This window comes from Neorhizobium sp. SHOUNA12A (assembly GCF_023006505.1).
In the GTDB taxonomy this organism is placed as follows: Bacteria; Pseudomonadota; Alphaproteobacteria; order Rhizobiales; family Rhizobiaceae; genus Neorhizobium.
The window spans coordinates 1-21,330 of record NZ_JALBGV010000006.1 but is presented as its reverse complement, the minus strand read 5'-3'; the positions used below and the strand labels follow the sequence as shown (position 1 = coordinate 21,330).

The 21,330-nt window shown below is 62.4% G+C and carries 25 protein-coding genes and 2 pseudogenes; 19 read left to right on the top strand and 8 right to left on the bottom strand.

Features of this window, described 5'->3' with window-relative positions; genetic code table 11:
• Positions 1–4 precede the first annotated feature (4 nt).
• The 5 genes from radA to MOV63_RS04465 all read left to right on the top strand — a co-directional run bounded on the left by radA (position 5) and on the right by MOV63_RS04465 (position 5,266).
• Positions 5–1,408: a DNA repair protein RadA gene (gene radA, locus MOV63_RS04485; RefSeq protein ID WP_247031972.1), complete on the top strand. Its 1,404-nt coding sequence runs from the start codon at positions 5–7 to the stop codon at positions 1,406–1,408.
• Between the two features lie 104 nt (positions 1,409–1,512).
• Positions 1,513–2,100: a CvpA family protein gene (locus MOV63_RS04480; RefSeq protein WP_038541640.1), complete on the top strand. Its 588-nt coding sequence runs from the start codon at positions 1,513–1,515 to the stop codon at positions 2,098–2,100.
• A gap of 155 nt (positions 2,101–2,255) precedes the next feature.
• Positions 2,256–3,758, top strand: coding sequence for an amidophosphoribosyltransferase (gene purF, locus MOV63_RS04475; RefSeq protein ID WP_247031970.1), 1,503 nt, complete (start codon positions 2,256–2,258; stop codon positions 3,756–3,758).
• A gap of 448 nt (positions 3,759–4,206) precedes the next feature.
• Positions 4,207–4,947 (top strand): SDR family NAD(P)-dependent oxidoreductase, encoded by a 741-nt coding sequence (locus MOV63_RS04470; protein WP_247031968.1) that lies wholly within the window; start codon positions 4,207–4,209, stop codon positions 4,945–4,947.
• A 100-nt stretch (positions 4,948–5,047) separates the two neighbouring features.
• Positions 5,048–5,266 carry a hypothetical protein gene (locus MOV63_RS04465; protein WP_151041542.1) on the top strand — a complete coding sequence of 73 codons (219 nt, stop codon included), beginning with the start codon at positions 5,048–5,050 and terminating at the stop codon, positions 5,264–5,266.
• Positions 5,267–5,282: 16 nt separating this feature from the next.
• Here the strand turns inward: MOV63_RS04465 and MOV63_RS04460 are convergent, their stop codons facing one another.
• Positions 5,283–5,675: a low affinity iron permease family protein gene (locus MOV63_RS04460; protein ID WP_247031966.1), complete on the bottom strand. Its 393-nt coding sequence runs from the start codon at positions 5,673–5,675 to the stop codon at positions 5,283–5,285.
• 175 nt (positions 5,676–5,850) lie between these two features.
• Between MOV63_RS04460 and MOV63_RS04455 the strand changes: the two genes are divergently transcribed.
• From MOV63_RS04455 to MOV63_RS04445, 3 genes are all read left to right on the top strand, one after another.
• Entirely contained in the window at positions 5,851–6,231 is a 381-nt protein-coding gene (locus MOV63_RS04455) for a hypothetical protein (RefSeq protein WP_038541626.1), read from the top strand.
• Positions 6,232–6,556: 325 nt separating this feature from the next.
• Complete coding sequence (cysS, locus tag MOV63_RS04450; RefSeq protein ID WP_247031964.1) at positions 6,557–7,942, top strand: cysteine--tRNA ligase; 1,386 nt, start codon at positions 6,557–6,559, stop codon at positions 7,940–7,942.
• A gap of 37 nt (positions 7,943–7,979) precedes the next feature.
• Positions 7,980–8,372: a VOC family protein gene (locus MOV63_RS04445; protein WP_247031962.1), complete on the top strand. Its 393-nt coding sequence runs from the start codon at positions 7,980–7,982 to the stop codon at positions 8,370–8,372.
• 45 nt (positions 8,373–8,417) lie between these two features.
• On the opposite strand, the pseudogene MOV63_RS32915 reads toward MOV63_RS04445, so the two are convergent.
• A pseudogene (locus MOV63_RS32915) lies at positions 8,418–8,701 on the bottom strand (hypothetical protein); the annotation flags it as partial.
• Between the two features lie 25 nt (positions 8,702–8,726).
• Between MOV63_RS32915 and MOV63_RS04440 the strand changes: the two are divergent.
• The 6 genes from MOV63_RS04440 to cimA all read left to right on the top strand — a co-directional run bounded on the left by MOV63_RS04440 (position 8,727) and on the right by cimA (position 13,361).
• Entirely contained in the window at positions 8,727–9,095 is a 369-nt protein-coding gene (locus MOV63_RS04440) for an endonuclease domain-containing protein (RefSeq protein ID WP_247031960.1), read from the top strand.
• Positions 9,092–9,589 carry a GFA family protein gene (locus MOV63_RS04435; protein ID WP_247031958.1) on the top strand — a complete coding sequence of 166 codons (498 nt, stop codon included), beginning with the start codon at positions 9,092–9,094 and terminating at the stop codon, positions 9,587–9,589. Before MOV63_RS04440 ends, MOV63_RS04435 begins: the two co-directional genes overlap by 4 nt.
• Positions 9,586–10,098, top strand: a complete 513-nt coding sequence (locus tag MOV63_RS04430) for a GFA family protein (protein WP_247031956.1) — start codon at positions 9,586–9,588, stop codon at positions 10,096–10,098. The genes MOV63_RS04435 and MOV63_RS04430 overlap by 4 nt, the downstream gene beginning before the upstream one ends.
• A complete protein-coding gene (locus MOV63_RS04425; RefSeq protein WP_038541609.1) occupies positions 10,095–10,571 on the top strand; it encodes a GFA family protein in 477 nt (158 codons plus the stop codon). The genes MOV63_RS04430 and MOV63_RS04425 overlap by 4 nt, the downstream gene beginning before the upstream one ends.
• Positions 10,568–11,527: a prolyl aminopeptidase gene (gene pip / locus MOV63_RS04420; RefSeq protein ID WP_247031954.1), complete on the top strand. Its 960-nt coding sequence runs from the start codon at positions 10,568–10,570 to the stop codon at positions 11,525–11,527. The genes MOV63_RS04425 and pip overlap by 4 nt, the downstream gene beginning before the upstream one ends.
• A 217-nt stretch (positions 11,528–11,744) precedes the next feature.
• Positions 11,745–13,361 (top strand): citramalate synthase, encoded by a 1,617-nt coding sequence (cimA, locus tag MOV63_RS04415; protein ID WP_247031952.1) that lies wholly within the window; start codon positions 11,745–11,747, stop codon positions 13,359–13,361.
• Between the two features lie 99 nt (positions 13,362–13,460).
• Here the strand turns inward: cimA and MOV63_RS04410 are convergent, their stop codons facing one another.
• Positions 13,461–14,441: a phosphotransferase family protein gene (locus MOV63_RS04410; protein ID WP_247031950.1), complete on the bottom strand. Its 981-nt coding sequence runs from the start codon at positions 14,439–14,441 to the stop codon at positions 13,461–13,463.
• A 143-nt stretch (positions 14,442–14,584) separates the two neighbouring features.
• Here MOV63_RS04410 and rsgA point away from each other — a divergent pair, with 143 nt between their 5' ends.
• Positions 14,585–15,607 carry a ribosome small subunit-dependent GTPase A gene (gene rsgA, locus MOV63_RS04405; RefSeq protein WP_247031949.1) on the top strand — a complete coding sequence of 341 codons (1,023 nt, stop codon included), beginning with the start codon at positions 14,585–14,587 and terminating at the stop codon, positions 15,605–15,607.
• 225 nt (positions 15,608–15,832) lie between these two features.
• On the top strand, positions 15,833–15,991 hold the full coding sequence (locus MOV63_RS04400; protein ID WP_172729950.1) for a hypothetical protein: 159 nt from the start codon (positions 15,833–15,835) through the stop codon (positions 15,989–15,991).
• A 56-nt stretch (positions 15,992–16,047) separates the two neighbouring features.
• On the opposite strand, the gene MOV63_RS04395 is transcribed toward MOV63_RS04400, so the two are convergent.
• From MOV63_RS04395 to MOV63_RS04380, 4 genes are all read right to left on the bottom strand, one after another.
• The gene (locus MOV63_RS04395) at positions 16,048–16,737 is read right to left on the bottom strand and encodes a pentapeptide repeat-containing protein (protein WP_247031948.1); all 690 of its coding nucleotides are present in this window, start codon (positions 16,735–16,737) and stop codon (positions 16,048–16,050) included.
• Positions 16,738–16,833: 96 nt separating this feature from the next.
• Positions 16,834–17,118, bottom strand: coding sequence for a YciI family protein (locus tag MOV63_RS04390; protein ID WP_038541598.1), 285 nt, complete (start codon positions 17,116–17,118; stop codon positions 16,834–16,836).
• Positions 17,119–17,130: 12 nt separating this feature from the next.
• Positions 17,131–17,730, bottom strand: coding sequence for a TetR/AcrR family transcriptional regulator (locus tag MOV63_RS04385; protein WP_247032139.1), 600 nt, complete (start codon positions 17,728–17,730; stop codon positions 17,131–17,133).
• A gap of 195 nt (positions 17,731–17,925) precedes the next feature.
• A complete protein-coding gene (locus MOV63_RS04380; protein ID WP_247031947.1) occupies positions 17,926–18,798 on the bottom strand; it encodes a protein-L-isoaspartate O-methyltransferase in 873 nt (290 codons plus the stop codon).
• A gap of 152 nt (positions 18,799–18,950) precedes the next feature.
• Here MOV63_RS04380 and rarD point away from each other — a divergent pair, with 152 nt between their 5' ends.
• Positions 18,951–19,865 (top strand): EamA family transporter RarD, encoded by a 915-nt coding sequence (gene rarD, locus MOV63_RS04375; RefSeq protein ID WP_038541591.1) that lies wholly within the window; start codon positions 18,951–18,953, stop codon positions 19,863–19,865.
• 20 nt (positions 19,866–19,885) lie between these two features.
• Complete coding sequence (locus MOV63_RS04370; protein WP_038541588.1) at positions 19,886–20,215, top strand: DHCW motif cupin fold protein; 330 nt, start codon at positions 19,886–19,888, stop codon at positions 20,213–20,215.
• Between the two features lie 17 nt (positions 20,216–20,232).
• Here the strand turns inward: MOV63_RS04370 and MOV63_RS04365 are convergent, their stop codons facing one another.
• Positions 20,233–20,850 carry a TIGR00730 family Rossman fold protein gene (locus MOV63_RS04365; protein WP_247031946.1) on the bottom strand — a complete coding sequence of 206 codons (618 nt, stop codon included), beginning with the start codon at positions 20,848–20,850 and terminating at the stop codon, positions 20,233–20,235.
• A gap of 157 nt (positions 20,851–21,007) precedes the next feature.
• On the opposite strand from MOV63_RS04365, the pseudogene MOV63_RS04360 reads away from it, so the two are divergent.
• Positions 21,008–21,330, top strand: a pseudogene (locus MOV63_RS04360) (hypothetical protein); the annotation flags it as partial.

The window sequence follows — 21,330 nt, the reverse complement described above, 5'->3', positions numbered from 1 at the left end:
TCCCATGGCAAAATCCAAGACCCAATTCGTGTGCCAGAACTGCGGCACGGTGCATAACCGCTGGGCCGGCAAGTGTGACGGCTGCGGCGAGTGGAACACCATTATCGAAGACGACCAGATGGGCGGCATCGGTAGCGGGCCCGGCAAGGTGCCGAAGAAGGGCCGCGCCGTGGCGCTCACCACCCTGTCGGGCGAGACCGAGGAAGCGCCGCGCATCTTCACCGGCATTTCCGAGCTCGACCGGGCGACCGGCGGTGGTTTCGTGCGCGGTTCGGCAGTGCTGGTCGGCGGAGATCCGGGCATCGGCAAATCGACGCTTCTGATGCAGGCGGCGGCCGCCCTCTCCCGCCGCGGCCACCGGATCATCTATGTCTCGGGCGAAGAGGCGGTGGCGCAGGTGCGGCTTCGGGCCCAGCGCCTGGATGCCGCCGATACCGAAGTGCTGCTTGCGGCAGAAACCAATGTCGAGGATATTCTCGCCACCATCGGCGAGGGTAAGCGTCCCGACCTCGTCATCATCGATTCGATCCAGACGCTGTGGAGCGACACCGCCGATTCGGCGCCCGGCACAGTCACCCAGGTGCGCACCGGTGTCCAGGCGATGATCCGGTTTGCCAAACAGACGGGCGCCGCCATGGTCCTCGTCGGCCACGTCACCAAGGAAGGCCAGATCGCCGGCCCACGCGTCGTCGAGCACATGGTCGATGCGGTCCTCTATTTCGAGGGCGACCGCGGCCACCACTACCGCATTCTGCGCACCGTCAAGAACCGATTCGGGCCGACCGACGAGATCGGCGTCTTCGAAATGTCCGACAAGGGCCTGCGCGAGGTCACCAACCCGTCCGAACTTTTCCTCGGCGAGCGCAACTCGAAATCGCCAGGTGCTGCCGTCTTTGCCGGCATGGAAGGCACAAGGCCGGTTCTCGTCGAAGTGCAGGCGCTGGTCGCGCCGACCTCGCTCGGCACGCCCAGGCGCGCCGTGGTCGGCTGGGATTCGTCACGCCTGTCGATGATTCTCGCGGTGCTGGAGGCCCATTGCGGCGTCAAGCTCGGCCAGCACGACGTCTATCTGAACGTCGCGGGCGGCTACCGCATCACCGAACCGGCGGCCGATCTTGCGGTCGCTTCCGCACTGGTCTCGTCGCTTGCCGGCCTTGCCCTGCCGGCCGATTGCGTCTATTTCGGCGAAATCAGCCTCTCGGGCGCGGTGCGGCCGGTTTCGCAGACTGCGCAACGCCTTAAGGAAGCTGAGAAACTTGGTTTTCCAGGGGCGATGCTGCCGGCCACGTCCGCCGAAGTGCCGAAGGGCGCGAACGGACGCTGGGTGACGATCGAGGACCTGCCGGACCTGGTATCGCGCATTGCCGGTTCCGCCGCCAAGCTGAGACAAACGCCGGAAGATGATTGATCTTCCGTTAACAAGCCCGCTGATGTATGACGGCTGCGGTAAGGCGGGGCGCCGGGCTAAAAGCCGGCAAGTCTTGAAGTCGGCAAGTCTGGAGTAGATCATATATGCCCATCACGATTTTCGATGGTATCGTCATCGCTGTGACGCTGTTTTCCGCCGTTCTCGCCATGGTTCGCGGCTTTTCGCGAGAGGTGCTGTCGATAGCGAGCTGGGCCGGCTCAATCGCCGCCGCCTATTACCTCTACCCCCTGGTTCTGCCCTATGTGAAACCTCACCTGAGTGACGAGCGCATCGCGATCGCCGCGTCCGCGGGTGCCATCTTCCTGATCGCGCTGATCGTCATCTCGTTCATCACCACGCGGATCGCCGATTTCATCATCGACAGCCGCATCGGCGCGCTCGACCGGACGCTTGGTTTCCTGTTCGGCGCCGCTCGCGGCATCCTGCTGCTCGTCGTCGCCGTCGCGTTCTGGAACTGGCTGGTGGCCGCCAATGCCCAGCCAACCTGGGTGACGCAGGCGAAATCGAAGCCATTCCTCGATACGCTGGTCGCCCGCCTCGAAGCCGTACTGCCCGCCGATATTGAGCCGCAGATTCGCGCGCGCATCCTCGGCAAGGAAGCAGCGCCTGCCGATGGCGCTCCGGCTCAGGATCAGCCGGCGGCAGATGACGCGCCTGCGACAAATAATTGACGTGATCTTGCGCTTGATGCAGCGCAAAACGTCACCATTTGTGGTATCATTCGCATCTAAGTGAAAAACAGGCTGGTTTCCGGGGAGCTTCTCCCCCGGCCGGCCTTTCCATTTTTCCGACAGGGACAGGTTGTCCACAGGGATAAGGGGCCAAGATGAAACAGCCGGTTTCCGAGACATTCGCCGAGGACAGCGTCAACGAATGGGATGGCGATACGCTGCATGAGGAATGCGGCGTGTTCGGCATCCTCGGCCATCCTGAGGCCGCGACGCTGACGGCGCTCGGGCTGCACGCCCTGCAACACCGTGGCCAGGAAGCAGCCGGCATCGTCTCCTTCGACGGGTTGCGCTTCCATTCGGAACGCCGCATGGGCCTCGTCGGCGACCATTATACCGACCCTGTGACCCTTGCCCGTCTGCCCGGCAATATTGCCATCGGCCACAACCGTTATTCGACCACCGGCGAGGTGGCGCTGCGCAATGTCCAGCCGCTGTTTGCCGAACTCGAAGTCGGCGGCATCGCGGTTGCTCATAACGGCAATTTCACCAACGGCCTGACGCTGCGCCGGCAATTGATCGCCGGCGGCGCCATCTGTCAGTCGACCTCCGATACCGAAGTCGTCCTGCATCTCATCGCCCGCTCCCGCTATTCGTCGACCGCCGACCGGTTCATTGATGCGATCCGGCAGATGGAAGGCGGCTATTCGATGCTCGCCGTCACCCGCACCAAGCTGATCGCCGCGCGCGACCCCACCGGCATTCGCCCGCTGGTCATGGGCGAACTCGACGGCAAGCCAATCTTCGCGTCAGAGACCTGCGCGCTCGACATCATCGGCGCCAAGTTCGTCCGCGACGTGGAGAATGGCGAAGTCATCATCTGCGAGATGCAGCCGGACGGTTCGATCTCGATCGACGCCCGCAAGGCCGGCAACGGCCAGCCGGAGCGGCTCTGCCTGTTCGAATACGTCTATTTCGCCCGCCCCGATTCCGTCGTTGGCGGCCGCAGCGTCTATGTCGCCCGCAAGAACATGGGCATCAACCTCGCGAAAGAAGCGCCGGTCGAGGCCGATGTCGTCGTGCCGGTGCCGGATGGCGGCACCCCTGCTGCGTTGGGTTACGCTCAGGAAAGCGGCATCCCCTTCGAATACGGAATCATCCGTAACCACTATGTCGGCCGCACCTTCATTGAGCCGACCCAGCAGATCCGCGCCTTCGGCGTCAAGCTCAAGCATTCCGCCAACCGGGCGATGATCGAAGGCAAGCGCGTCGTGCTCGTCGACGATTCGGTGGTGCGCGGCACGACGTCGCTGAAGATCGTCCGGATGATCCGCGATGCCGGCGCCAAGGAAGTGCATCTGCGCGTCGCCAGCCCGATGATCTATTACCCGGACTTCTACGGCATCGACACGCCGGACCGCGACAAGCTACTCGCCAACCAGTACGACAGCCTGGAAGCCATGTGCCGGTATATCGGCGCGGACTCGCTGGAATTCCTGTCGATCAACGGCCTCTACCGCGCCGTCGGCGGCGAAGACCGCAACAACGCCCGCCCGCAATTCACCGACCACTATTTCACCGGCGACTACCCCACCCGCCTGCTCGACAAGGACGGCGAGACGATGGGCTGCAAGGTTTCGGTGCTGGCCAGCAACGGGTGAGGTGAGCGTCGGCTGACGGGGCATGAGGCCGTCGGCCGAGCTGTGTGGCCGACATCCGGCACTGAGCAAGCTCGCCCCCCTCTGTCCTGCCGGACATCTCCCCCACAGGTGGGGAGATTGGCTGGGCGCGCCGGCTTCCCTCCTCCTCAACGACCGAGAAGGGCGAAACGTCGCCACGAGTCGATCTCCCCCCTTGTGGGGGAGATGCCCGGCAGGGCAGAGGGGGGTGCCCTGTCCACGCTCGCCCAAGGCGGCGCTCCACCACATCTGCGAAAGATCTCTCTCGCGCGCAAGGACTTGCGCGCACTGGATCCCTGTGACAAGCACAGGGATGAGGATGGTGGAGGTTGGCGCGCCTGTTCAAACAAGCGCAAAGGCCCTTCTCCATCAAGGATTCGACGACGGATGGCGGCCTTGGTGCTGCGTCATGCATTAGGGACTGACATATATGACTATCGACCTAAAGGGCAGGATCGCGCTGGTGACCGGCGCGTCGCGGGGCATCGGCTATTTCACGGCGCTCGCTCTGGCAAAAGCCGGCGCGCATGTGATCGCCACCGCCCGCACCGTTGGCGGCCTGGAGGATCTCGACGATGCGATCAAGGCGGCCGGCGGCACCGCGACCCTCGTTCCCTTCGATATTACCGACATGGCGGCGATCGATAAGCTCGGTGCCTCGATCTTCGAGCGCTGGGGCAAGCTCGACATTCTCGTCGCCAATGCCGGCATCCTCGGCGTCATCTCGCCGCTCGGCCATATCGAGGCGAAGGTGTTCGAAAAGGTGATGCTGACCAATGTTACCGCCACCTGGCGGCTGATCCGCTCGGTCGAGCCGCTCTTGACCAAATCCGATGCCGGCCGCGCGCTGATCATGTCGTCCGGCGTCGCCTCCAAGGCGCCGGCCTTCTGGGGCGCCTATTCGATCTCCAAGGCGGCGGTCGAGAACATGGCCCGCATCTGGGCTGCGGAGACCGACCACACGCCGCTCAAGGTCAACATCGTCAATCCCGGTGCCACCCGCACCGCGATGCGCGCTCAGGCCGTTCCCGGCGAAGATCCGGAAACCCTGCCGCATCCCTCGGAAGTGGCCGAAAAAATCCTCTTCCTCGCCTCACCCGACCTTCAGGATACCGGCCGCCTGTTCGTCGTGCGCGACAACAGGTTCGTGGATTTCCGGGCGCCGGAATAAAGGCAACCCACCCGTCACGGGGTATTCGCGTTTGACAGTGGTCGATTATCCGCGTCGACAAGGGAACACCTGAAACGGTTCCCGTAATGCGAGAAAGCCTATGCCTTCGCCTTTGACCGACGAGCAGAGAGAACAAGCGACAGCGACCGCCAATCTGGTCGCCGCGGCGATGGCCCGCCTTCACCGAGAGCATGGCGAGGCGGCGGTCATGGAAGCGATGCGGCTGATCAGTTCCGCGATGACCGACGACGCACGGCGCAAATCCATAGCCCAGGCACTGCTCGACAACAGCAATCCGCCGACCGACAAAGGCCGCTGACGCTGCCGCTACTGGCCTAGACGTTCTCCGCCTCCTGATCCAGCGTCTTGGCGCGGCGTTGCAGACTTTCGCTGAGCCTGCGAAGCTGTTCCTCGTCCAGTTTTTCAATTCCGATGAACTCGTTTGCGGCCTGGCTCGACAGGATCAGTTCGTCGAGCTTCGCCTGGACCGCCTCGCCGTCCCTGTTCTGGGAATTTTGCAGCACGAAGACCATCAGGAACGTGATGATCGTCGTTCCGGTGTTGACCACCAGCTGCCAGGTTTCCGAAAATCCAAAGAACGGTCCGGTGACGCCCCAGACGACGATCAGAACGGCGGCGGCGACGAAGGTGACGGGCTTTCCCGACCAGGAAGCGACGGCGCTCGAGAAGATGTCGAAAATGTTGCGGTGTTTATCCTGTCTGGCCATTTGGCATCCATCCGGTGGGCACGATTTCCGCCCATCAACGTGCGAAGCACATGTTTTGATCCCTGCGGCAGATCAATGGCCGACCTCACCGGTACCCCCATGTATAAAATCCGATTTCTGTTATGCTGTGGGTCCTGCGATAGGGCGCAGGAACTTTAAATTTCGGGGGAATCTGATGAGAAACATCGCTTTCTGCTTCTTCGGCGCAGCCGTGCTCTGTGTCACCGTCGGCATGTTCTGGGGCATTCACATGGCGATCTCAGGCGACCATCTGATGGCGCCGGCGCATGCGCATCTGAACCTCGTCGGCTGGACGACGATGGCGATTTTCGGCCTCTACTACACTGTGACGCCGGCGGCTGCCGAGACCCTGCTCGCGAAGGTGCATCTTGGCTTTGCAGTCCTTGGCGTACTCTGTCTCGTGCCGGGTATCGCGATGGCGGTGTCGACGGGCGGCGAAGCGCTTGCCGCGATCGGTTCGATCATTACCGTCATCTCAATGCTGATCTTCCTGTTTACTGTCGCCCGGAACGGCATCGGCCGCAAGACGGCGTAAGACGGCTTCAACCGTCCGGCGCGGACGACGCCCACTTGACCAAATGGCTTGCCCGCGCCATAACGCCTTCCATGAAAACGGCGATTTCCATTTGTGGGATCATTATCCGCTAGCGTTCGCGCTGGCCCGGCCGTTTTCGTCTCTCGAAAAGCCTTGAAGACAAACGACCCGGCCGGAGCCGGATGTTTTCGTGTTTTCCCGAACGCGAAAGCATCCGCCTCCTAGTTGATAGTGAGAGCGGGATGTCGTCCGAAAACCGCGTACACTTTTCGGCATCCCGCTCGACCGGATGCTCGCCGTGCGAGACTGTTGGGGAGATTTTTCGATGAGCATTCCGCTCAGATTCTACAATACGCTGACCCGTGAAAAGACGGCGTTCGCGCCGATCGACCCCCAGAACGTACGCATGTATGTCTGCGGCCCGACGGTCTACGACTATGCCCATATCGGCAATGCTCGACCGGCCATCGTCTTCGACGTGCTCTTCCGGCTGCTCCGCCATGTCTATGGCGAGGCCCACGTCACCTATGCCCGCAACATCACCGACGTCGACGACAAGATCAACGCGCGGGCGCTGCGCGACCATCCCGGCCTGCCGCTCAACGAGGCGATCCGCCTCGTCACGGAAAAGACCGAGACGCAGTACCACGAGGACGTCGCGCTGCTCGGCAATCTGGAACCGACCATCGAGCCGCGTGCCACCGACACCATTGCCGAGATGATCGAGATCATCGAGAAGCTGATCGGCAACGGCCATGCCTATGTCGAAAAAGGCGAAGTGCTATTCGATACCAAGTCGATGGCCGACTACGGCCAGCTTTCCAAACGCCCGCTCGACGAACAGCAGGCCGGCGCCCGCGTCGCGGTCGATGCGCACAAGAAAAACCCGAGCGATTTCGTGCTGTGGAAGCTCTCCTCCCATAACGAACCCGGCTGGGAAAGTCCCTGGGGCCGCGGCCGTCCGGGCTGGCATATCGAGTGCTCGGCGATGAGCCGGCGTTATCTCGGCGAGGTGTTCGACATCCATGGCGGCGGGCTCGACCTGATCTTCCCGCACCATGAAAACGAGATCGCCCAGTCGCGCTGCGCCCACGGCACGGATGTGATGGCGAATGTCTGGATGCATAACGGCTTCGTGCAGGTCGAAGGCCGCAAGATGTCGAAGTCCGAGGGCAATTTCATTACCATCTACGACCTGCTGCACACCGAAAAATTCGGCGGCCGCCAATGGCCCGGCGAGGTGCTGCGGCTGGCCATGCTGATGACCCATTACCGCGAGCCGATCGACTTTTCGGTGAAGCGGCTGGAAGAGGCCGAGCGCCTTCTGGCAAAGTGGCCGGCGGTGGAGGTTTCCGGTGCCGCCCCTTGCGAGACCGTGGTGAACGCGCTTGCCGACGACCTCAACACCGTCACGGCCGTGCAGGCGCTGCACGCGTTGGCGCAGGAGGCCCACGGCGATCCCGACGCACTTGCGGTGTTTGCCGCCAGTGCCGCGTTTCTTGGCGTGCTGCCTGAAAAAACCGAGGTCGACGAGGCGCTGGCATCCGCCGTCGACGCCTTGGTCGCCCTGCGGCTCGAAATGCTGAAGGCGAAAAATTTCGCCGAGGCCGACAGGATCCGCAACGAGTTGTCGGACAAGGGCATCCAGCTGAAGGACGGCAAGGACCCGGCAACGGGCGAGAGGGTGACGACCTGGGAGGTGAAGCGGTAAGCTTCACCTCCTGGAACAACGCGCGAGGAGCAAGGCGATGATCGATCACATGGGCATCAAGGTCGCGGATTTCGACCGGGCCAAGGCATTCTACGATGCAGCCTTCGCGCCGCTCGGCGCCTCGCTGCTCTACATGGTTCCGGCTGAATATACGGGCGGCGTAAAGGTCGGCGGCTACGGACGCGAGCGGCCGATCTACTGGCTGCACGAGGACAAACCAGTCCCCGGCCATTCCCAGCACGTTGCGTTTACCGCCAGGAGCCGGGCCGAGGTGGACTCCTTCTATGCCGCGGCGATATCAGCCGGCGGCAGTGACAACGGCCCGCCCGGCCTGCGCACCCACTACCACCCCAACTATTACGGCGCCTTCGTGTTTGACCCCGACGGCAACAATATCGAGGCGGTGTGTCACGCACCGGAAGGCGTGTGATGGTGCTGGAGCTCAGGCAATAGGATGGCGATGCGGGCGCGGCATACCCCCCTCTGCCCTGCCGGGCATCTCCCCCACAAGGGGGGAGATCGGCTGGGCGCGCCCGCTTGCCCGGACATTGATCGCCTTCTTCGCCGCGCTCACGCCCTGAGATCCCCACACACTAACTCGCAGCAGCCTTTCAACCTTCGGAATTTGAAAACTCGGCTTGCCTTGCGAGAACACCTATCCCAGATTGCGACATCCAATGTAGGCGAGTGTGTTCGCCACACTCCGATCTCCCCCCTTGTGGGGGAGATGCCCGGCAGGGCAGAGGGGGGTAACCACGCGCTCCGCGCCGATAAGGAGCATGATATGCCGCATGCCCCCATCCCGCCGCAGCGCCGCGCCAATGCCCGGCGCATGCGCAAGGCGCTGACCGATGCCGAACTGAAGCTCTGGAACGAATTGCGCGCCCACCGCCTGATGGGTCTGAGCTTTCGACGCCAACTGCCGATTGCGGGTTACATCGTGGATTTCGCCTGCCCGACGCACCACCTCATCGTTGAGGTCGATGGCTCGCAGCACGGCAACGACGAGGATCTTCGGTATGACGCAGCGCGAACCCAGCGCCTGGAACAGGATGGCTGGACCGTCCTGCGCTTCTGGAATGACGACGTCCTGAAAGACATCGACAATGTTTGTCTCCATATCGTGAAAATCGTCGGGGAGGACAGTCAATGACCCAGATCCACACCGGCGGCTGCCAGTGCGGCGCTGTGAGATACCGGGCGGAAGGGGAGCTCGGGTTTCCGCATCTGTGCCACTGCCGCATGTGCCAGAAGGCGGCGGGCAATTATTTCATGCCGCTTGGCGGGGTGATGTACGAAAATTTCAAGCTGACACGCGGCGAGCCGGCCTGGTTCCAGTCATCGGAAACGGTACGGCGCGGCTTCTGCGAAAAATGCGGCACGCCGCTCTTTTATGACGGGTCGAGCGATCATATTAGCATCATGCTCGGTTCCCTCGACGATCCGCAATCGGTGAAGCCGGAGGTGCAGACCAATCTTGCCCACAAGATGCCCTGGTTCGGGACCCTCGACAGCCTGCATCACGATGCAAAGATGGACATGACGCCGCAGGAAGAAGAGACGATCTCGGCGAGCAGCAACCAGCACCCCGACCACGATACCGAGGTCTGGCCGGACAGGAATGGGGATGCGGAGGGCAGGTCATGAGCAATGTCGTTCGGACCGGCGGCTGCCAGTGCGGCGCGATCCGCTTCCGGCTGGTGGGCGATGCGCCGGATGCCTCGATCTGCCATTGCCGCATGTGCCAGAAGGCGTTCGGCGCCTATTATGCCCCGCTGGTGGCGGCCGGCGAGGCGGAGCTGACCTGGACGCGCGGCCAGCTCAAATATTTCCACTCGTCGAACCATGTGCGGCGCGGGTTTTGCGAAAACTGCGGCACGCCGATGACCTATGAGGCGGCCGACGGCATCGCTATTTCCGCCGGCAGTTTCGACGAGCCGGGCCAGCTTCCTCCGGTCGTGCAGTTCGGCGTGGAAGGCAAGATCGGCTTCGTCGACCACCTGCATGAACTTCCCGAGCGGGATACCATTGACGACGTCGCCTCGGCGCCGTTCCTCGACGACATCGTCTCCTACCAGCATCCCGATCACGACACCGAAACATGGCCGCCCGAAACCGCTGCCCCCGAAACCGCTCCCAAGGAGGACAGACAGTGACCGAAACTTTGAGAACAGGCGGTTGCCAGTGCGGCGCCGTGCGCTTCCGCATCCACGGCGAGCTCGGCCGCGCCTCGATCTGCCATTGCCGCATGTGCCAGAAAGCCTTCGGCGGGTTTTTCGGGCCGTTGGTGACCGCGCCGAAGGACGGCATCGAATGGACCCGCGGCGAGCCGAAATATTTCCAGTCATCGGTGAATATCGACCGCGGCTTCTGCGAGAATTGCGGCACGCCGCTCACCTACCGTTACCCCGGCGGGCTGGAACTGGCGATCGGCGCCTTCGACGACCGCGGCGACCTCGCCCCGAAGATCCAAGTGAACTATGCCTCGCATATCCCGTGGGTGACGACGATCTTCGACCAGCCGGTGCGCGACAGCGGCGAAGACGCCGTCAAGCAGGAGCAGATCATTTCCTTCCAGCATCCCGATCACGATACCGAAAACTGGCCGGCAAAGGGTCTGCATCTATGACTGAAGTTCTGCGCACGCTCTATCCCGAGATCGCACCCTACGCGACAGGGCAACTGGATGTCGGCGACGGCCATGTGATCTATTGGGAGCGGGTCGGCAAGCCGGGCGCCAAGCCGGCCGTCTTCCTGCATGGCGGCCCGGGCGGCGGCTGTAATCCGAACCAGCGGCGGCTCTTCAACCCCGATCTCTACGACGTGCTCCTGTTCGACCAGCGCGGCTGTGGTCGTTCCACGCCGCATGCAAGTCTGGACGCCAATACCACCTGGCATCTGGTCGCCGATATCGAGCGGCTGCGCCAAATGGTCGGCGTCGACAAATGGCAGGTGTTCGGCGGTTCCTGGGGTTCGACGCTGGCGCTTGCCTATGCGGAAACCCATTCGGAGCGGGTCACCGAACTTCTGGTGCGCGGCATCTATACGCTGACCAGGCCGGAACTCGACTGGTACTACCAGTTCGGCGTATCGGAAATGTTCCCGGACAAGTGGGAGGCCTTCGTCGCCCCCATTCCGGAAAACGAGCGCCACGAGATGATGGCCGCCTACCACCGCCGCCTCACCGGCACCGACAAGGCCGAGCAGATCCGCTGCGCCAAGGCCTGGAGCGTCTGGGAAGGTTCGACCATCACGCTTCTGCCGAACCCCGAACTGGCGTCGGACCACGACGACGACCATTTCGCGCTCGCCTTCTCGCGCATCGAAAACCACTTCTTCATGAACGCCGGCTGGCTGGAAGACGGGCAGTTGTTGCGCGACGCGACAAAGCTAAAGGGCATTCCGGGCGTCATCGTGCACGGCCGCTACGACATGCCCTGCCCGCTGAAATATGCCTGGCAGCTTTCGAAAGTCTGGACGGACGCGGATTTCCACATCATCGAAGGTGCGGGGCATGCGATCTCGGAACCCGGCATTACCGACCAGCTGATCCGCGCGACGGACCGGTTTGCGGGGAAGGTTTGACCGTGGAATTCGTGGCTACCCCCCTCTGGCCTGCCGGCCATCTCCCCCTCAAGGGGGGAGATTGGATGGGCGCACCGGTTCCCCCTCCCCATGACCGTCGATGGAAGGCGGGACGTGGCCACGCATCGATCTCCCCCCTTGTGGGGGAGATGCCCGGCAGGCCAGAGGGGGGTGCCGCCGCCGCCAATGTAATGATACCGCTCCAGGAGGAGCACCCATGACACGTGAACGCATCTATCTCTTCGACACCACGCTGCGCGACGGGCAACAGACCCCCGGCGTCGATTTTTCCGTCGAGGACAAGATCGCCATCTCCAACCTGCTGGACGAGTTCGGCCTCGATTATGTCGAGGGCGGTTATCCCGGCGCCAACCCGACCGATACCGCTTTTTTCTCGGAGAAACGCACGGCGAAGTCGAAATTCGTCGCCTTCGGCATGACCAAGCGGGCTGGCATCTCCGCCTCGAACGATCCGGGGCTGGCCGTGCTGCTGCAGGCGAAAAGCGACGCCACCTGTTTCGTTGCCAAAAGCTGGGATTACCATGTGCGCGTGGCGCTCGGCTGTTCGAACGAGGAAAACCTCGAAGCGATCCGCGACAGCGTCGAGGCCGCCCGCGGCGCTGCCAAGGAAGCCCTGGTCGATTGCGAACATTTCTTCGACGGCTACAAGGCCAATGCCGAATATGCGCTTGCCTGCGCCAGGACGGCCTATGAAGCGGGTGCGCGCTGGGTGGTGCTCTGCGACACCAATGGCGGCACCCAGCCGGGCGAAATCCGCGCCATCGTCGAGGCGGTGATCGCGTCGGGCATTCCCGGCACCTCGCTCGGCATCCACGCCCATGACGATACCGGCCAGGCGGTGGCCAATTCGCTCGCCGCGATCGAGGCGGGCTGTCGGCAGATCCAGGGGACGCTGAACGGCATCGGCGAGCGCTGCGGCAATGCCAATCTCGTGACGATCATCGCGACGCTTGCCCTGAAGGACGCTTACGCCACACGGTTCGAGACGGCGATCGATGCCGAGCGGTTGACCGGCCTCACCCGCCTCAGCCACGCCTTCGACGAGCTCTTGAACCGCTCACCGAACCACCAGGCCCCCTATGTCGGCGCTTCTGCCTTCGCCACCAAGGCCGGCATCCATGCCTCGGCGCTGCTGAAAGATCCACGCACCTACGAACACGTGACGCCGGAAAGCGTCGGCAACCTGCGCAAGGTCATGGTCTCCGACCAGGGCGGCAAGTCGAACTTCATCAACGCGTTGAAGCGCCGCGGCATCGAGGTCGGCAAGGACGATCCGAAGCTCGACCAACTGATCTCGATCGTCAAGGAACGCGAGGCGACCGGTTATGCCTATGAGGGTGCCGATGCGAGTTTCGAACTGCTCGCCCGCCGCACGCTCGGCACCATTCCGGAATTCTTCTCGGTCGAAGGTTTTCGGGTGATGGTCGAGCGTCGCTTCGACAGCCACGGCCGCATCAAGATCGTCTCCGAAGCGGTGGTCAAACTCATTGTCGACGGCCAGACGCTGATGTCGGTCGCCGAGGGCGACGGCCCGGTCAACGCGCTCGACCGGGCGCTGCGCAAGGATTTCGGCAAATACCAGCACGAGATCGATGACCTGGTGCTCGCGGACTTCAAGGTGCGTATCCTCAACGGCGGCACCGAGGCGATCACCCGGGTGCTGATCGAATCCACCGACGGCGACGGCGTGCGCTGGTGGACGGTCGGCGTCTCGGAAAACATCATCGACGCCTCGTTCCAGGCGCTGATGGATTCAGTCATTTACAAGCTGATGAAGAACCGGCATCTGGCAGGCAAGATCGCGGCGGAGTGAGGTTAGGAGAGCGAGGCTAATGCCGCCTCGCCATCTCCCGACAGGCGCTACCAGGCGCCGCTCTGAACTCCGCCGCGCCGCGGCTGGTCCGGGCGTCGTTCAGCTCACCGCAGAGCCTCGGCCGGCCATCTCGCCCAGGTCCCGGAGAAGACCGCCGGGGCCGGTCTCGGCCGTCGCATCGACGCCGAGTTTGGTCAGCCAGCACCACATGCTGGTGCGATGGAAAAGGGTGTAGAGCCACAGCGCCCGCTCCATATCCGGATGGTCGGTCCGGCCGTAACCTTCAAGGATGGGCCGGTGGCTGCGCGGGTCCTCGTGCGCGGAACAGAACAGGGCCTTGGCCAGATCGAAGAGCCTGTCCCCTGCCCGCGCGTTGCCGAAATCAACGAGCCCGCTCAGCCGAAGATCTCCGGCACCGTCGCGCAAAGCGAGCACATTGCCCTGATGGAAGTCGTCGTGGCAGAGCACGGGACCGCCGCTTTCGGCCAGGAGATCAAAACTGCCTTCGGCGAGGTGCTGCAGGTTTCGCCCGAGCTCCGCATCGCCGCCGAGATCGCGAAAACGCCGGAACACGTCTTCGAACGCCGCCGTCATATAGTCCGTATTGGTCAGACACGGCTTATCGATCCCGTCGCCGCGAATGTAGCCATAGGCTGGCATCGGCACGGTGTGAACCTGCCTCAGCAGCTCTCCCATCTGCCGATAAGCCTGCGCGATATCCGGTTCGTCCATCCAGTGGCGGAGCGACCGGCCGGACAAAAGCGTCAGGAGGGAGTAGCGCAACGGCAGGAGGGTGCGTGTTTCGTCGACCCTCGACCACCGGGGGACAGGCGGTATCAGCCCTTCCAGCCAGCCGGCCACCAGGTTCTCCTTCTTCGGCAGCCATTCGGGTTCATCCGGATAGATTTTGAGGACAAGCGAGCTGTGCTCGGCTCGCACGAGATCAATCCTGTAAACCTCGGTACTACCGCCCTCGAGCCTGCTGAAACCGCTGGCGACAAAATCACGATCGAGGTGCTGGACGAGCTGATCAACGGTTTCGCCGTCGAGTTCGAGGGTTGTTCTTCGCTGCGGCGCCATTTCCACCGTCCGATGATTGCTATATTGGGTTACCCGCTATCGACACTGTTGGAGCGTGGACAACGCGGTTCTCCATAAACCACGCAATCGCAACCTGCGGAAAGCCTGCCCATGACGGCGTCCCCGAATTTTCGTACCGAACCTTGACCGGCTCCAACCCGCCCTCATCGCTTGAACTGCTTGGCTGGTCCGATTTCTTTGCGGCTCAGGTCGAGCCGGACGAGACCGAACTCCTGGTCCGGCGCATTGCCTCTGTTCATCGGGCACGCATCGACGCGATCGGTGTCAGCGGACCGGTCGAGATCGAACTTCCGCCCAATAGCAATACCGCGGAGTTTGCGGTCGGCGACTGGGTTCTTGCCGATCCGCTGACGGGCATGCTCGTGCGCCGGCTCGACCGAAAGACCGTGTTTCAACGGCGCGCGGAAGGCGGGCACGGCCAGCAGCTTGCCGCAGCCAATGTCGATACGCTGTTCATCGTCACCTCGTGCAATGCCGATTTCAACCCCGGACGGCTGGAACGCTACCTGATCATGGCCAACCAGGCCGGGACCGATCCGGTGATCGTACTGACCAAGGCCGACACGGTCGAAGATGCCGGCCCGTTCAAGCAGCAGGCCAGGGCGCTGCAGCGCGACCTGCCGGTGGTCATCCTCAATGCGCGCACTGCGGATGCCGTTGCCTTGCTGAAGCCCTGGTGCGGCGTAGGGCAGACGGTGGCACTGGTGGGCTCCTCCGGCGTCGGCAAGTCGACGCTGGTCAACACGCTCGCCGGGCATGCGTCCGACACGATGCAGAAGACCGGTAGCATTCGCGAACGTGATGCAAAGGGTCGTCACACCACCACGGCACGGTCGCTGCACGCGATTGCCGGTGGCGGCTGGGTGATCGATACGCCGGGTATTCGGACGCTCTATGTCAGCGACGTTACCGACGGCATCGATACGCTGTTTGCCGAGATCACCGATCTGGCACCGAATTGCCGGTTTCGCGATTGCACCCACGCCCACGAACCGGGCTGCGCGGTGCAGGCAGCTGTTGCCAAAGGCGAACTTTCCGCCGATCGCCTGGAACGCTGGCGCAACCTGCTTGCGGAAAACCGCGACAGGACGCCGGTTCTGAGCGGGCCGAAGGGCAACAAGATCGTCCGCAAGAAGAAATACTGAAGGTTTCGCGCGAAAACCGTCCCTGCAGGAGTTGGCAGGCGGCCCCGAATCCTGAGGCCCGATCCGGGCCATTGTGTTTCAGGGGCTTTCGTACCATATAGACGGTACATTGAGGCAGCCGCTCGCGGTAATGACGCAGCAGCGCCTGGCAACCAACCCCCTCACCGTTTCATTAATCCAAAGAGGCTTCGGCATCCTGCCGGAGCATCGAGATCGGAGACGTTCATGTCTGATAAAAAAGCAAACACCGCGGACCAGCCTTACCAGCCTATCCCCTTCGCCAAGAAACATCGCATTTCGGTTGAAGATGCGAAGGCGATCATCGAAAAGCACGGCGCAGACCGGAAGTCGGCCGACAAGGAAGCACGGCGCGTAGCCGTCTAATCCTTCTCGCCTGCAAGACGACTGGAAGAACCGGAGACTGAGGATGCCGCACCCGGCTATTGAACCTTCAGTCCCAGTTCCGCCAGGATATCTCCGGCTTGCTGCCGCGAGATCGTCGCTCCCCTGAACTTCCTGGCATCGATCAGCTTCAGGCCGCCGAGGTCCGCGCCGCGCAGATCGGCCCCTTCGAACCTGGCATCGACGAGCCCCGTGTCACGCAGGCTGCAGCCGTCGAACACGACGTCGCGAAAATCGCATTTCGACAGATCGGCCATGCCGAAATCGACCCGCTCGATCCGGGACTTCCGGAACGACAATGCGGGAAGCCTCGCCTGGGCGAGGATGGTCTCCTTGAACGACAGGCCGAGCGAGGCGATCCGAGTCAGGTTGGCGCCGGTCAGCTTGCAGCCGACGAACCGGGTGTCGTTCATTTTGGCTTCCAGGAAAGCGGCGTTGTTGAAGTCGCAATTCCGGAACTCCACCTCCGCAAGGTTGGCGCCCGTAAAATTGGCGAACGGTCCCCGGCATCCCTCGAATTTTGCCCCTTCGAGGTCGGCGGCCCGCAGATTGACGGTGGTCATCCTGCAGTTTCTGAATTCCCAGCGCTGGAGATCCAGCCCCGACAGGTCCGCTTCCTCCAGAATGCAGCCGTTCAGGATCACCGGGCCTCCGGCGGCCGTAAAGCCAAGCGCCTCCGCGCGTCCGATCCGCTGTTCGGAAACCTCGATGGGATCCTGCTCCGCCATGACCTTCGCCTCCGCCGACATCCGTTCGCCTGATTGATCAGAGATTCGGGTTGGAGACAATCGGCCGCGCATCCGAGATGATGGCGCCCCTGGTGTCTAGGCCTTCAGGAACGCAAGCCGGTCATCGACACGGCCAGGTACGATTTCCTGAATGTCAGCGCTGACAACGCCTTCGGCAACGAAAGGATCGTCCGTCACACGCATTTCGAGGTCGGCCCGTGTGGTATTGTGGACCAACACGGATCCGCCTGCATTCGGTTGGAGGCTGCCGACCAGCAGAAAAACACCGTCATCAAAGCCTTTTCTGATCCAGGCATTGTGCCCTTCCATGAATTGCGGAGCCCTTGCCTTGTCGGCGAACTTCAGGGTGACGATGAACATGCCGGTTTTCCTTCAGACGGTTCGTGATGAAACGGATTGGGGAGCGAGCGGCCGCTCCGAGATATGCGCCTCCAACCACGTCTGCATGGCATCCACTTCGCGGCGGATGAAGGTTTCGTCGCGGAACGCCGTGGCGAGCGTCGATACACCTTGGCTTCGCATCAGGAGATGTAGGGAGAGCGCGTCGGCATCGGTTCCCCGACCCAGAGCGCAGAACTGGCGAGCGAGCCACTCGCGGAACAGGGTGAAAAGTGCGGCGGCGTCGGTTTTGGCGACATGATCGAGCTTGGCGAGTTCGTTGCAGAGCGATCCGACCGGGCAGCCATACGCCATGATCTTCGTTCGGTTGACGATGAGGATATTGATAAAGCTTCGGATTCTGTCGGCAGCTGTCCCGCCTTCAGCCTCCCATGCCTCCAGCATTCTCTGCGTGTTGGCGATACGAAGGGCGATCACCGCGTTGAGAATTTCGTCCTTCGTCTTGAAGTGGTAGTAAAAATTGCCGCGCGACAGGCCCACGCATTCGGCAATATCGGCAAACGACGTTACGTCGTACCCGCGCTCGTAGAAGAGGCGATCAGCGGCGTCTACGATCTGATTGCGTGTGTCCATACCCTTCAATGTGGCAACCCTGTTTGCTGTTGCCCGGGTGCAAAGCGATGGCTTCACGGATTAGGGCAATTGTCCTAATCCTCTTGTAGGACAGTCGACCTAAAATGATCAAGTCCCTGAACCGGAAATTTTCAATCCATTGCGATGTTCGTTTCGGGCGCCCTAGGACCAAGAACTTTGGTGGAGCTGACGCCCTCACACCTCCTCGAAACTCAGCCCCCAATCTTCCTCGCCGTACCACTCCCCCTCCCGGGGCGGCTCCCGCCAGCGCAGGCTGCGCACCTGATAACCCCGGCGAGAACGGAAGGCTTCGGCCAGTCCCTGGTGGCGGCCCGGCGGCACCGGTTGCTGGCCCTCGGCCCAGACGAAGGAAACCGGCTGCAGGAATTTGGCCCCGAAACCTTTTGCGCGGTGGTCGATCATCAGGAAACCCGCGCGGCCGGTAAAGCCGTTCCGCCGGCCGTTGTCGATTGCCGGGAAGCCGAGCGGGAAGAGCGTGCGCCCCGAGACCGCCAGATTATCGATCCAGGCGGCCGGCGGGTGGTCGAGCGCGAAATTGGCGTAGATCACGTCCGCGTCCTCCTTCGGCCATTCGGTCCCGTCGCCGCAGACGAGCTCGACATTTCTGTAATCTGCCAAATTTTGGCGCGCCTTGTCTGCGAGAGCCTCGTCGTATTCGACGGCGACCACCCGGCCCGACGGCCCCACCAGTTCGGCAATGATCGCCGTGTAATATCCGGTCCCGGCGCCGAGATGAGCGACGGTCTCGCCGTCGCGGATGCCGAGCGCGTGAAGGGCCCCGGCATGCAGCGACGGCATGCCGTTGTTGACGCCGCGCGCCGTGTCCAGGCCGACCAGCAGATCCTGGTAGAGAACCAACGGATCAGTCGAGGCGAGTTCGCGGTAATTGCGAAAGTCGTTATAGACCCAGGGCGGCGGGCCGATGAATTGTTCGCGCGGCACCTTGGCGAAAGCGGCGAGGAGCCGGGCGTCTGCACTCACGCTGGCCTTGGCCAGGATCTGGCGGGCGTAGATCTGCCGGTGCAACGGCGGGTTTTCGAAATCCATCCCATTCCTCCGTTCTGACAAGCGATCACTATCGCAAGCCAAGCCGACAGAATCGCGACAGACGATAGGTTCTTCAATGAAATGAATTGGTCCGGCTCAACCTATTCGTTTAAACGGGGGATAACCAGAACAAACATACCGGAAACACCCGCATGACCACCGACATCGCCCCGGCGACAATAGCGAAGAACGAGGATACCCCACGCGGTTTCGCCTTCGGGCTGACGGCCTATTTCCTTTGGGGCTTTCTGCCGTTCTATCTAAAGGCTGTTGCCCATATTCCTTCGCTCGAAGTGCTGGCGCACCGGGCCATCTGGTCGGTGCCGGTTGCCGGAATCGTTCTCCTCATCCTGCGTCGCACCGGCGATCTCAAGGTGGCGGTGCAGAACCCGCGCATGCTTGCCATGGCATGCCTGACCGCCCTGATCATCATGGCGAACTGGGGCATCTATGTATGGGCGGTCGCCGCCGGCCGGGCGCTCGATGCGGCGCTCGGTTATTTCATCAATCCGCTGTTCAGCATCTTTCTCGCAGCCGTCCTGCTCAAGGAAAGACTGGCGCCGGTGCAGCTTGCCGCGATCGGCCTCGTGGTGGTCGCGGTGGCGATCCTCACCTATGACGCGGGCGGATTGCCGTGGGTTTCGCTGGCGCTCACCGTCACCTGGGGGTTCTATGCGCTGTTCCGGAAAACCCTGCCGATCGGCCCAAACCAGGGTTTCTTCCTGGAAGTGCTGCTGATCAGCATCCCTTGTCTGCCCTATGTGATCTGGCTGGAATCGACCGGCCAGGGCCATCTCCTCAATTCGACCGGGTGGGACACGTTCATCCTGATGGCCGCCGGAATCATCACCGCCGCACCGCTGATGATCTATGCCAATGGCGCAAAACTCCTGAAACTCTCGACCATCGGCATCATGCAATACATCGCGCCGACGATGATCTTCCTGATCGCGGTTTTCGCTTTCCACGAGCCGCTCAGCCTGGTGAAGCTCGGGGCCTTTGCGTTGATCTGGGTGGCGCTCGCCGTCTACACCTGGTCGATGCTGAAACAGACGCGCGGCCGATAATCCCTTTCCGGAGCATAAGAATGCAGATCAGCGACATTCCGTTCGGCACGACCGACTGGAGCACGGTGCCCAAGACCGAACACAAGGGCGACACCGGGCTCGCGACCTGGCAGACATGCCATTTTGGGAAGATCCGGGTGCGGATGGTGGAATATACCCCAGGCTATCTCGCCGACCACTGGTGCGTCAAAGGCCATGTCCTGCTCTGCCTCGAAGGCGCGCTGACGACCGAACTCGCCGACGGCCGGGTCTTCGTGCTGAAGCCCGGCATGAGTTACCAGGTGGCTGACGATGCCGAGCCCCACCGCTCCTCGACAGCGGTCGGTGCAAAACTCTTCATCGTCGACTAGAGCTTAAGCACCGGCGCTCAAAGCTTTGAAATGACAGCCTCCTCGCCGCCGGACGGCGGGCGGTCCTCGCCCTGTTCGAGGATCGCCGGAACGATCTCCTCGACATTGGCGATGACAAGCGGCTGGACCAGATGCGCGCGGTGGATGAAACCCTGTTCGCGCATGTGGGTGATGAGGTCGAGCATCGGATCCCAGAAACCGCCGATATTGGCAAATGCCATCGGTTTCTGATGCCGTCCGAGCTGCGCCCACGTCATGATCTCGACAATCTCCTCCAGCGTGCCTATGCCGCCCGGCAGGGTCACGAAAGCGTCAGCGCGCTCGAACATCTTGTGCTTGCGCGCATGCATGTCCTCCGTCACAATCAGCTCGTCGAGCTGGCCGAGCGAATGGCGCGTGGCCTCCATGTCGACCAGGAATTCGGGAATGATGCCGGTGACCTGACCGCCGTTCGACAGAACGCCGGCCGCGACCGCACCCATGATACCCTTGGTGCCTCCGCCATAAACAAGCCGAAGCCCATGGGCGGCGATGGATTTTCCGAGCGCACGGCCGGCCTCGATATAGGCGGGATCGCGTCCCGGCTGCGAACCGCAGTAAACGCAGATGGATCGAATCGGCACAGTTTTCTCCATAAGGCATTTCAAGTGGAGGGCCAAAGCGAGCCCCGGTCGTCAAAATTGACGGGAAATGCCCGGAAGAGCAAGGGTTTATCGTGTGAAAAGCTTGTGAACGCGGGAGGAAAAGGTTAATCCGAATATGCGATGGCTATAGCTGTCGGGAGAGGCATTGATGATGAAAAACCGCGCCGGCTGGCTGGCTCTGATCGTATTGGCTATCGCATCGCTGCTGATGGTGTTCTTCGTGATGCCCGCGATAAACAAGGATTCAAAGCCGATCGGCGACGCGATCAATGCAGCAGGCAATGCCGTCAAGGACGCGGTGACAGAACCGCAGCAGACAGCCAAGGCGCCTGATGCCGCAAAGCCGGCAGCGCCGCAGACGGCCCAGCCCGCAGCGGGTTCCCAGGCGACCTCAACCCAGACGCCCTCCACTCAGGCTGACGCGGCGATGGCGCCGCCCTCCTTCGACGTGCTGCGGGTCGAGCCGGACGG

Coding starts and splice junctions, on each gene's coding strand:
- MOV63_RS04400 (WP_172729950.1), top strand. CDS start 15,833: ATGTCTGATAAAAAAGCAAACACCGCGGACCAGCCTTACCAGCCTATC.
- MOV63_RS04465 (WP_151041542.1), top strand. CDS start 5,048: ATGCCTTCGCCTTTGACCGACGAGCAGAGAGAACAAGCGACAGCGACC.
- MOV63_RS04370 (WP_038541588.1), top strand. CDS start 19,886: ATGCAGATCAGCGACATTCCGTTCGGCACGACCGACTGGAGCACGGTG.
- MOV63_RS04430 (WP_247031956.1), top strand. CDS start 9,586: ATGAGCAATGTCGTTCGGACCGGCGGCTGCCAGTGCGGCGCGATCCGC.
- MOV63_RS04460 (WP_247031966.1), bottom strand. CDS start 5,675: ATGGCCAGACAGGATAAACACCGCAACATTTTCGACATCTTCTCGAGC.
- MOV63_RS04390 (WP_038541598.1), bottom strand. CDS start 17,118: ATGTTCATCGTCACCCTGAAGTTCGCCGACAAGGCAAGGGCTCCGCAA.
- MOV63_RS04395 (WP_247031948.1), bottom strand. CDS start 16,737: ATGGCGGAGCAGGATCCCATCGAGGTTTCCGAACAGCGGATCGGACGC.
- MOV63_RS04440 (WP_247031960.1), top strand. CDS start 8,727: ATGCCGCATGCCCCCATCCCGCCGCAGCGCCGCGCCAATGCCCGGCGC.
- MOV63_RS04470 (WP_247031968.1), top strand. CDS start 4,207: ATGACTATCGACCTAAAGGGCAGGATCGCGCTGGTGACCGGCGCGTCG.
- pip (WP_247031954.1), top strand. CDS start 10,568: ATGACTGAAGTTCTGCGCACGCTCTATCCCGAGATCGCACCCTACGCG.
- MOV63_RS04435 (WP_247031958.1), top strand. CDS start 9,092: ATGACCCAGATCCACACCGGCGGCTGCCAGTGCGGCGCTGTGAGATAC.
- MOV63_RS04480 (WP_038541640.1), top strand. CDS start 1,513: ATGCCCATCACGATTTTCGATGGTATCGTCATCGCTGTGACGCTGTTT.
- MOV63_RS04380 (WP_247031947.1), bottom strand. CDS start 18,798: ATGGATTTCGAAAACCCGCCGTTGCACCGGCAGATCTACGCCCGCCAG.
- MOV63_RS04385 (WP_247032139.1), bottom strand. CDS start 17,730: ATGGACACACGCAATCAGATCGTAGACGCCGCTGATCGCCTCTTCTAC.
- cimA (WP_247031952.1), top strand. CDS start 11,745: ATGACACGTGAACGCATCTATCTCTTCGACACCACGCTGCGCGACGGG.
- MOV63_RS04410 (WP_247031950.1), bottom strand. CDS start 14,441: ATGGCGCCGCAGCGAAGAACAACCCTCGAACTCGACGGCGAAACCGTT.
- MOV63_RS04455 (WP_038541626.1), top strand. CDS start 5,851: ATGAGAAACATCGCTTTCTGCTTCTTCGGCGCAGCCGTGCTCTGTGTC.
- cysS (WP_247031964.1), top strand. CDS start 6,557: ATGAGCATTCCGCTCAGATTCTACAATACGCTGACCCGTGAAAAGACG.
- MOV63_RS04365 (WP_247031946.1), bottom strand. CDS start 20,850: ATGGAGAAAACTGTGCCGATTCGATCCATCTGCGTTTACTGCGGTTCG.
- rarD (WP_038541591.1), top strand. CDS start 18,951: ATGACCACCGACATCGCCCCGGCGACAATAGCGAAGAACGAGGATACC.
- MOV63_RS04445 (WP_247031962.1), top strand. CDS start 7,980: ATGATCGATCACATGGGCATCAAGGTCGCGGATTTCGACCGGGCCAAG.
- radA (WP_247031972.1), top strand. CDS start 5: ATGGCAAAATCCAAGACCCAATTCGTGTGCCAGAACTGCGGCACGGTG.
- purF (WP_247031970.1), top strand. CDS start 2,256: ATGAAACAGCCGGTTTCCGAGACATTCGCCGAGGACAGCGTCAACGAA.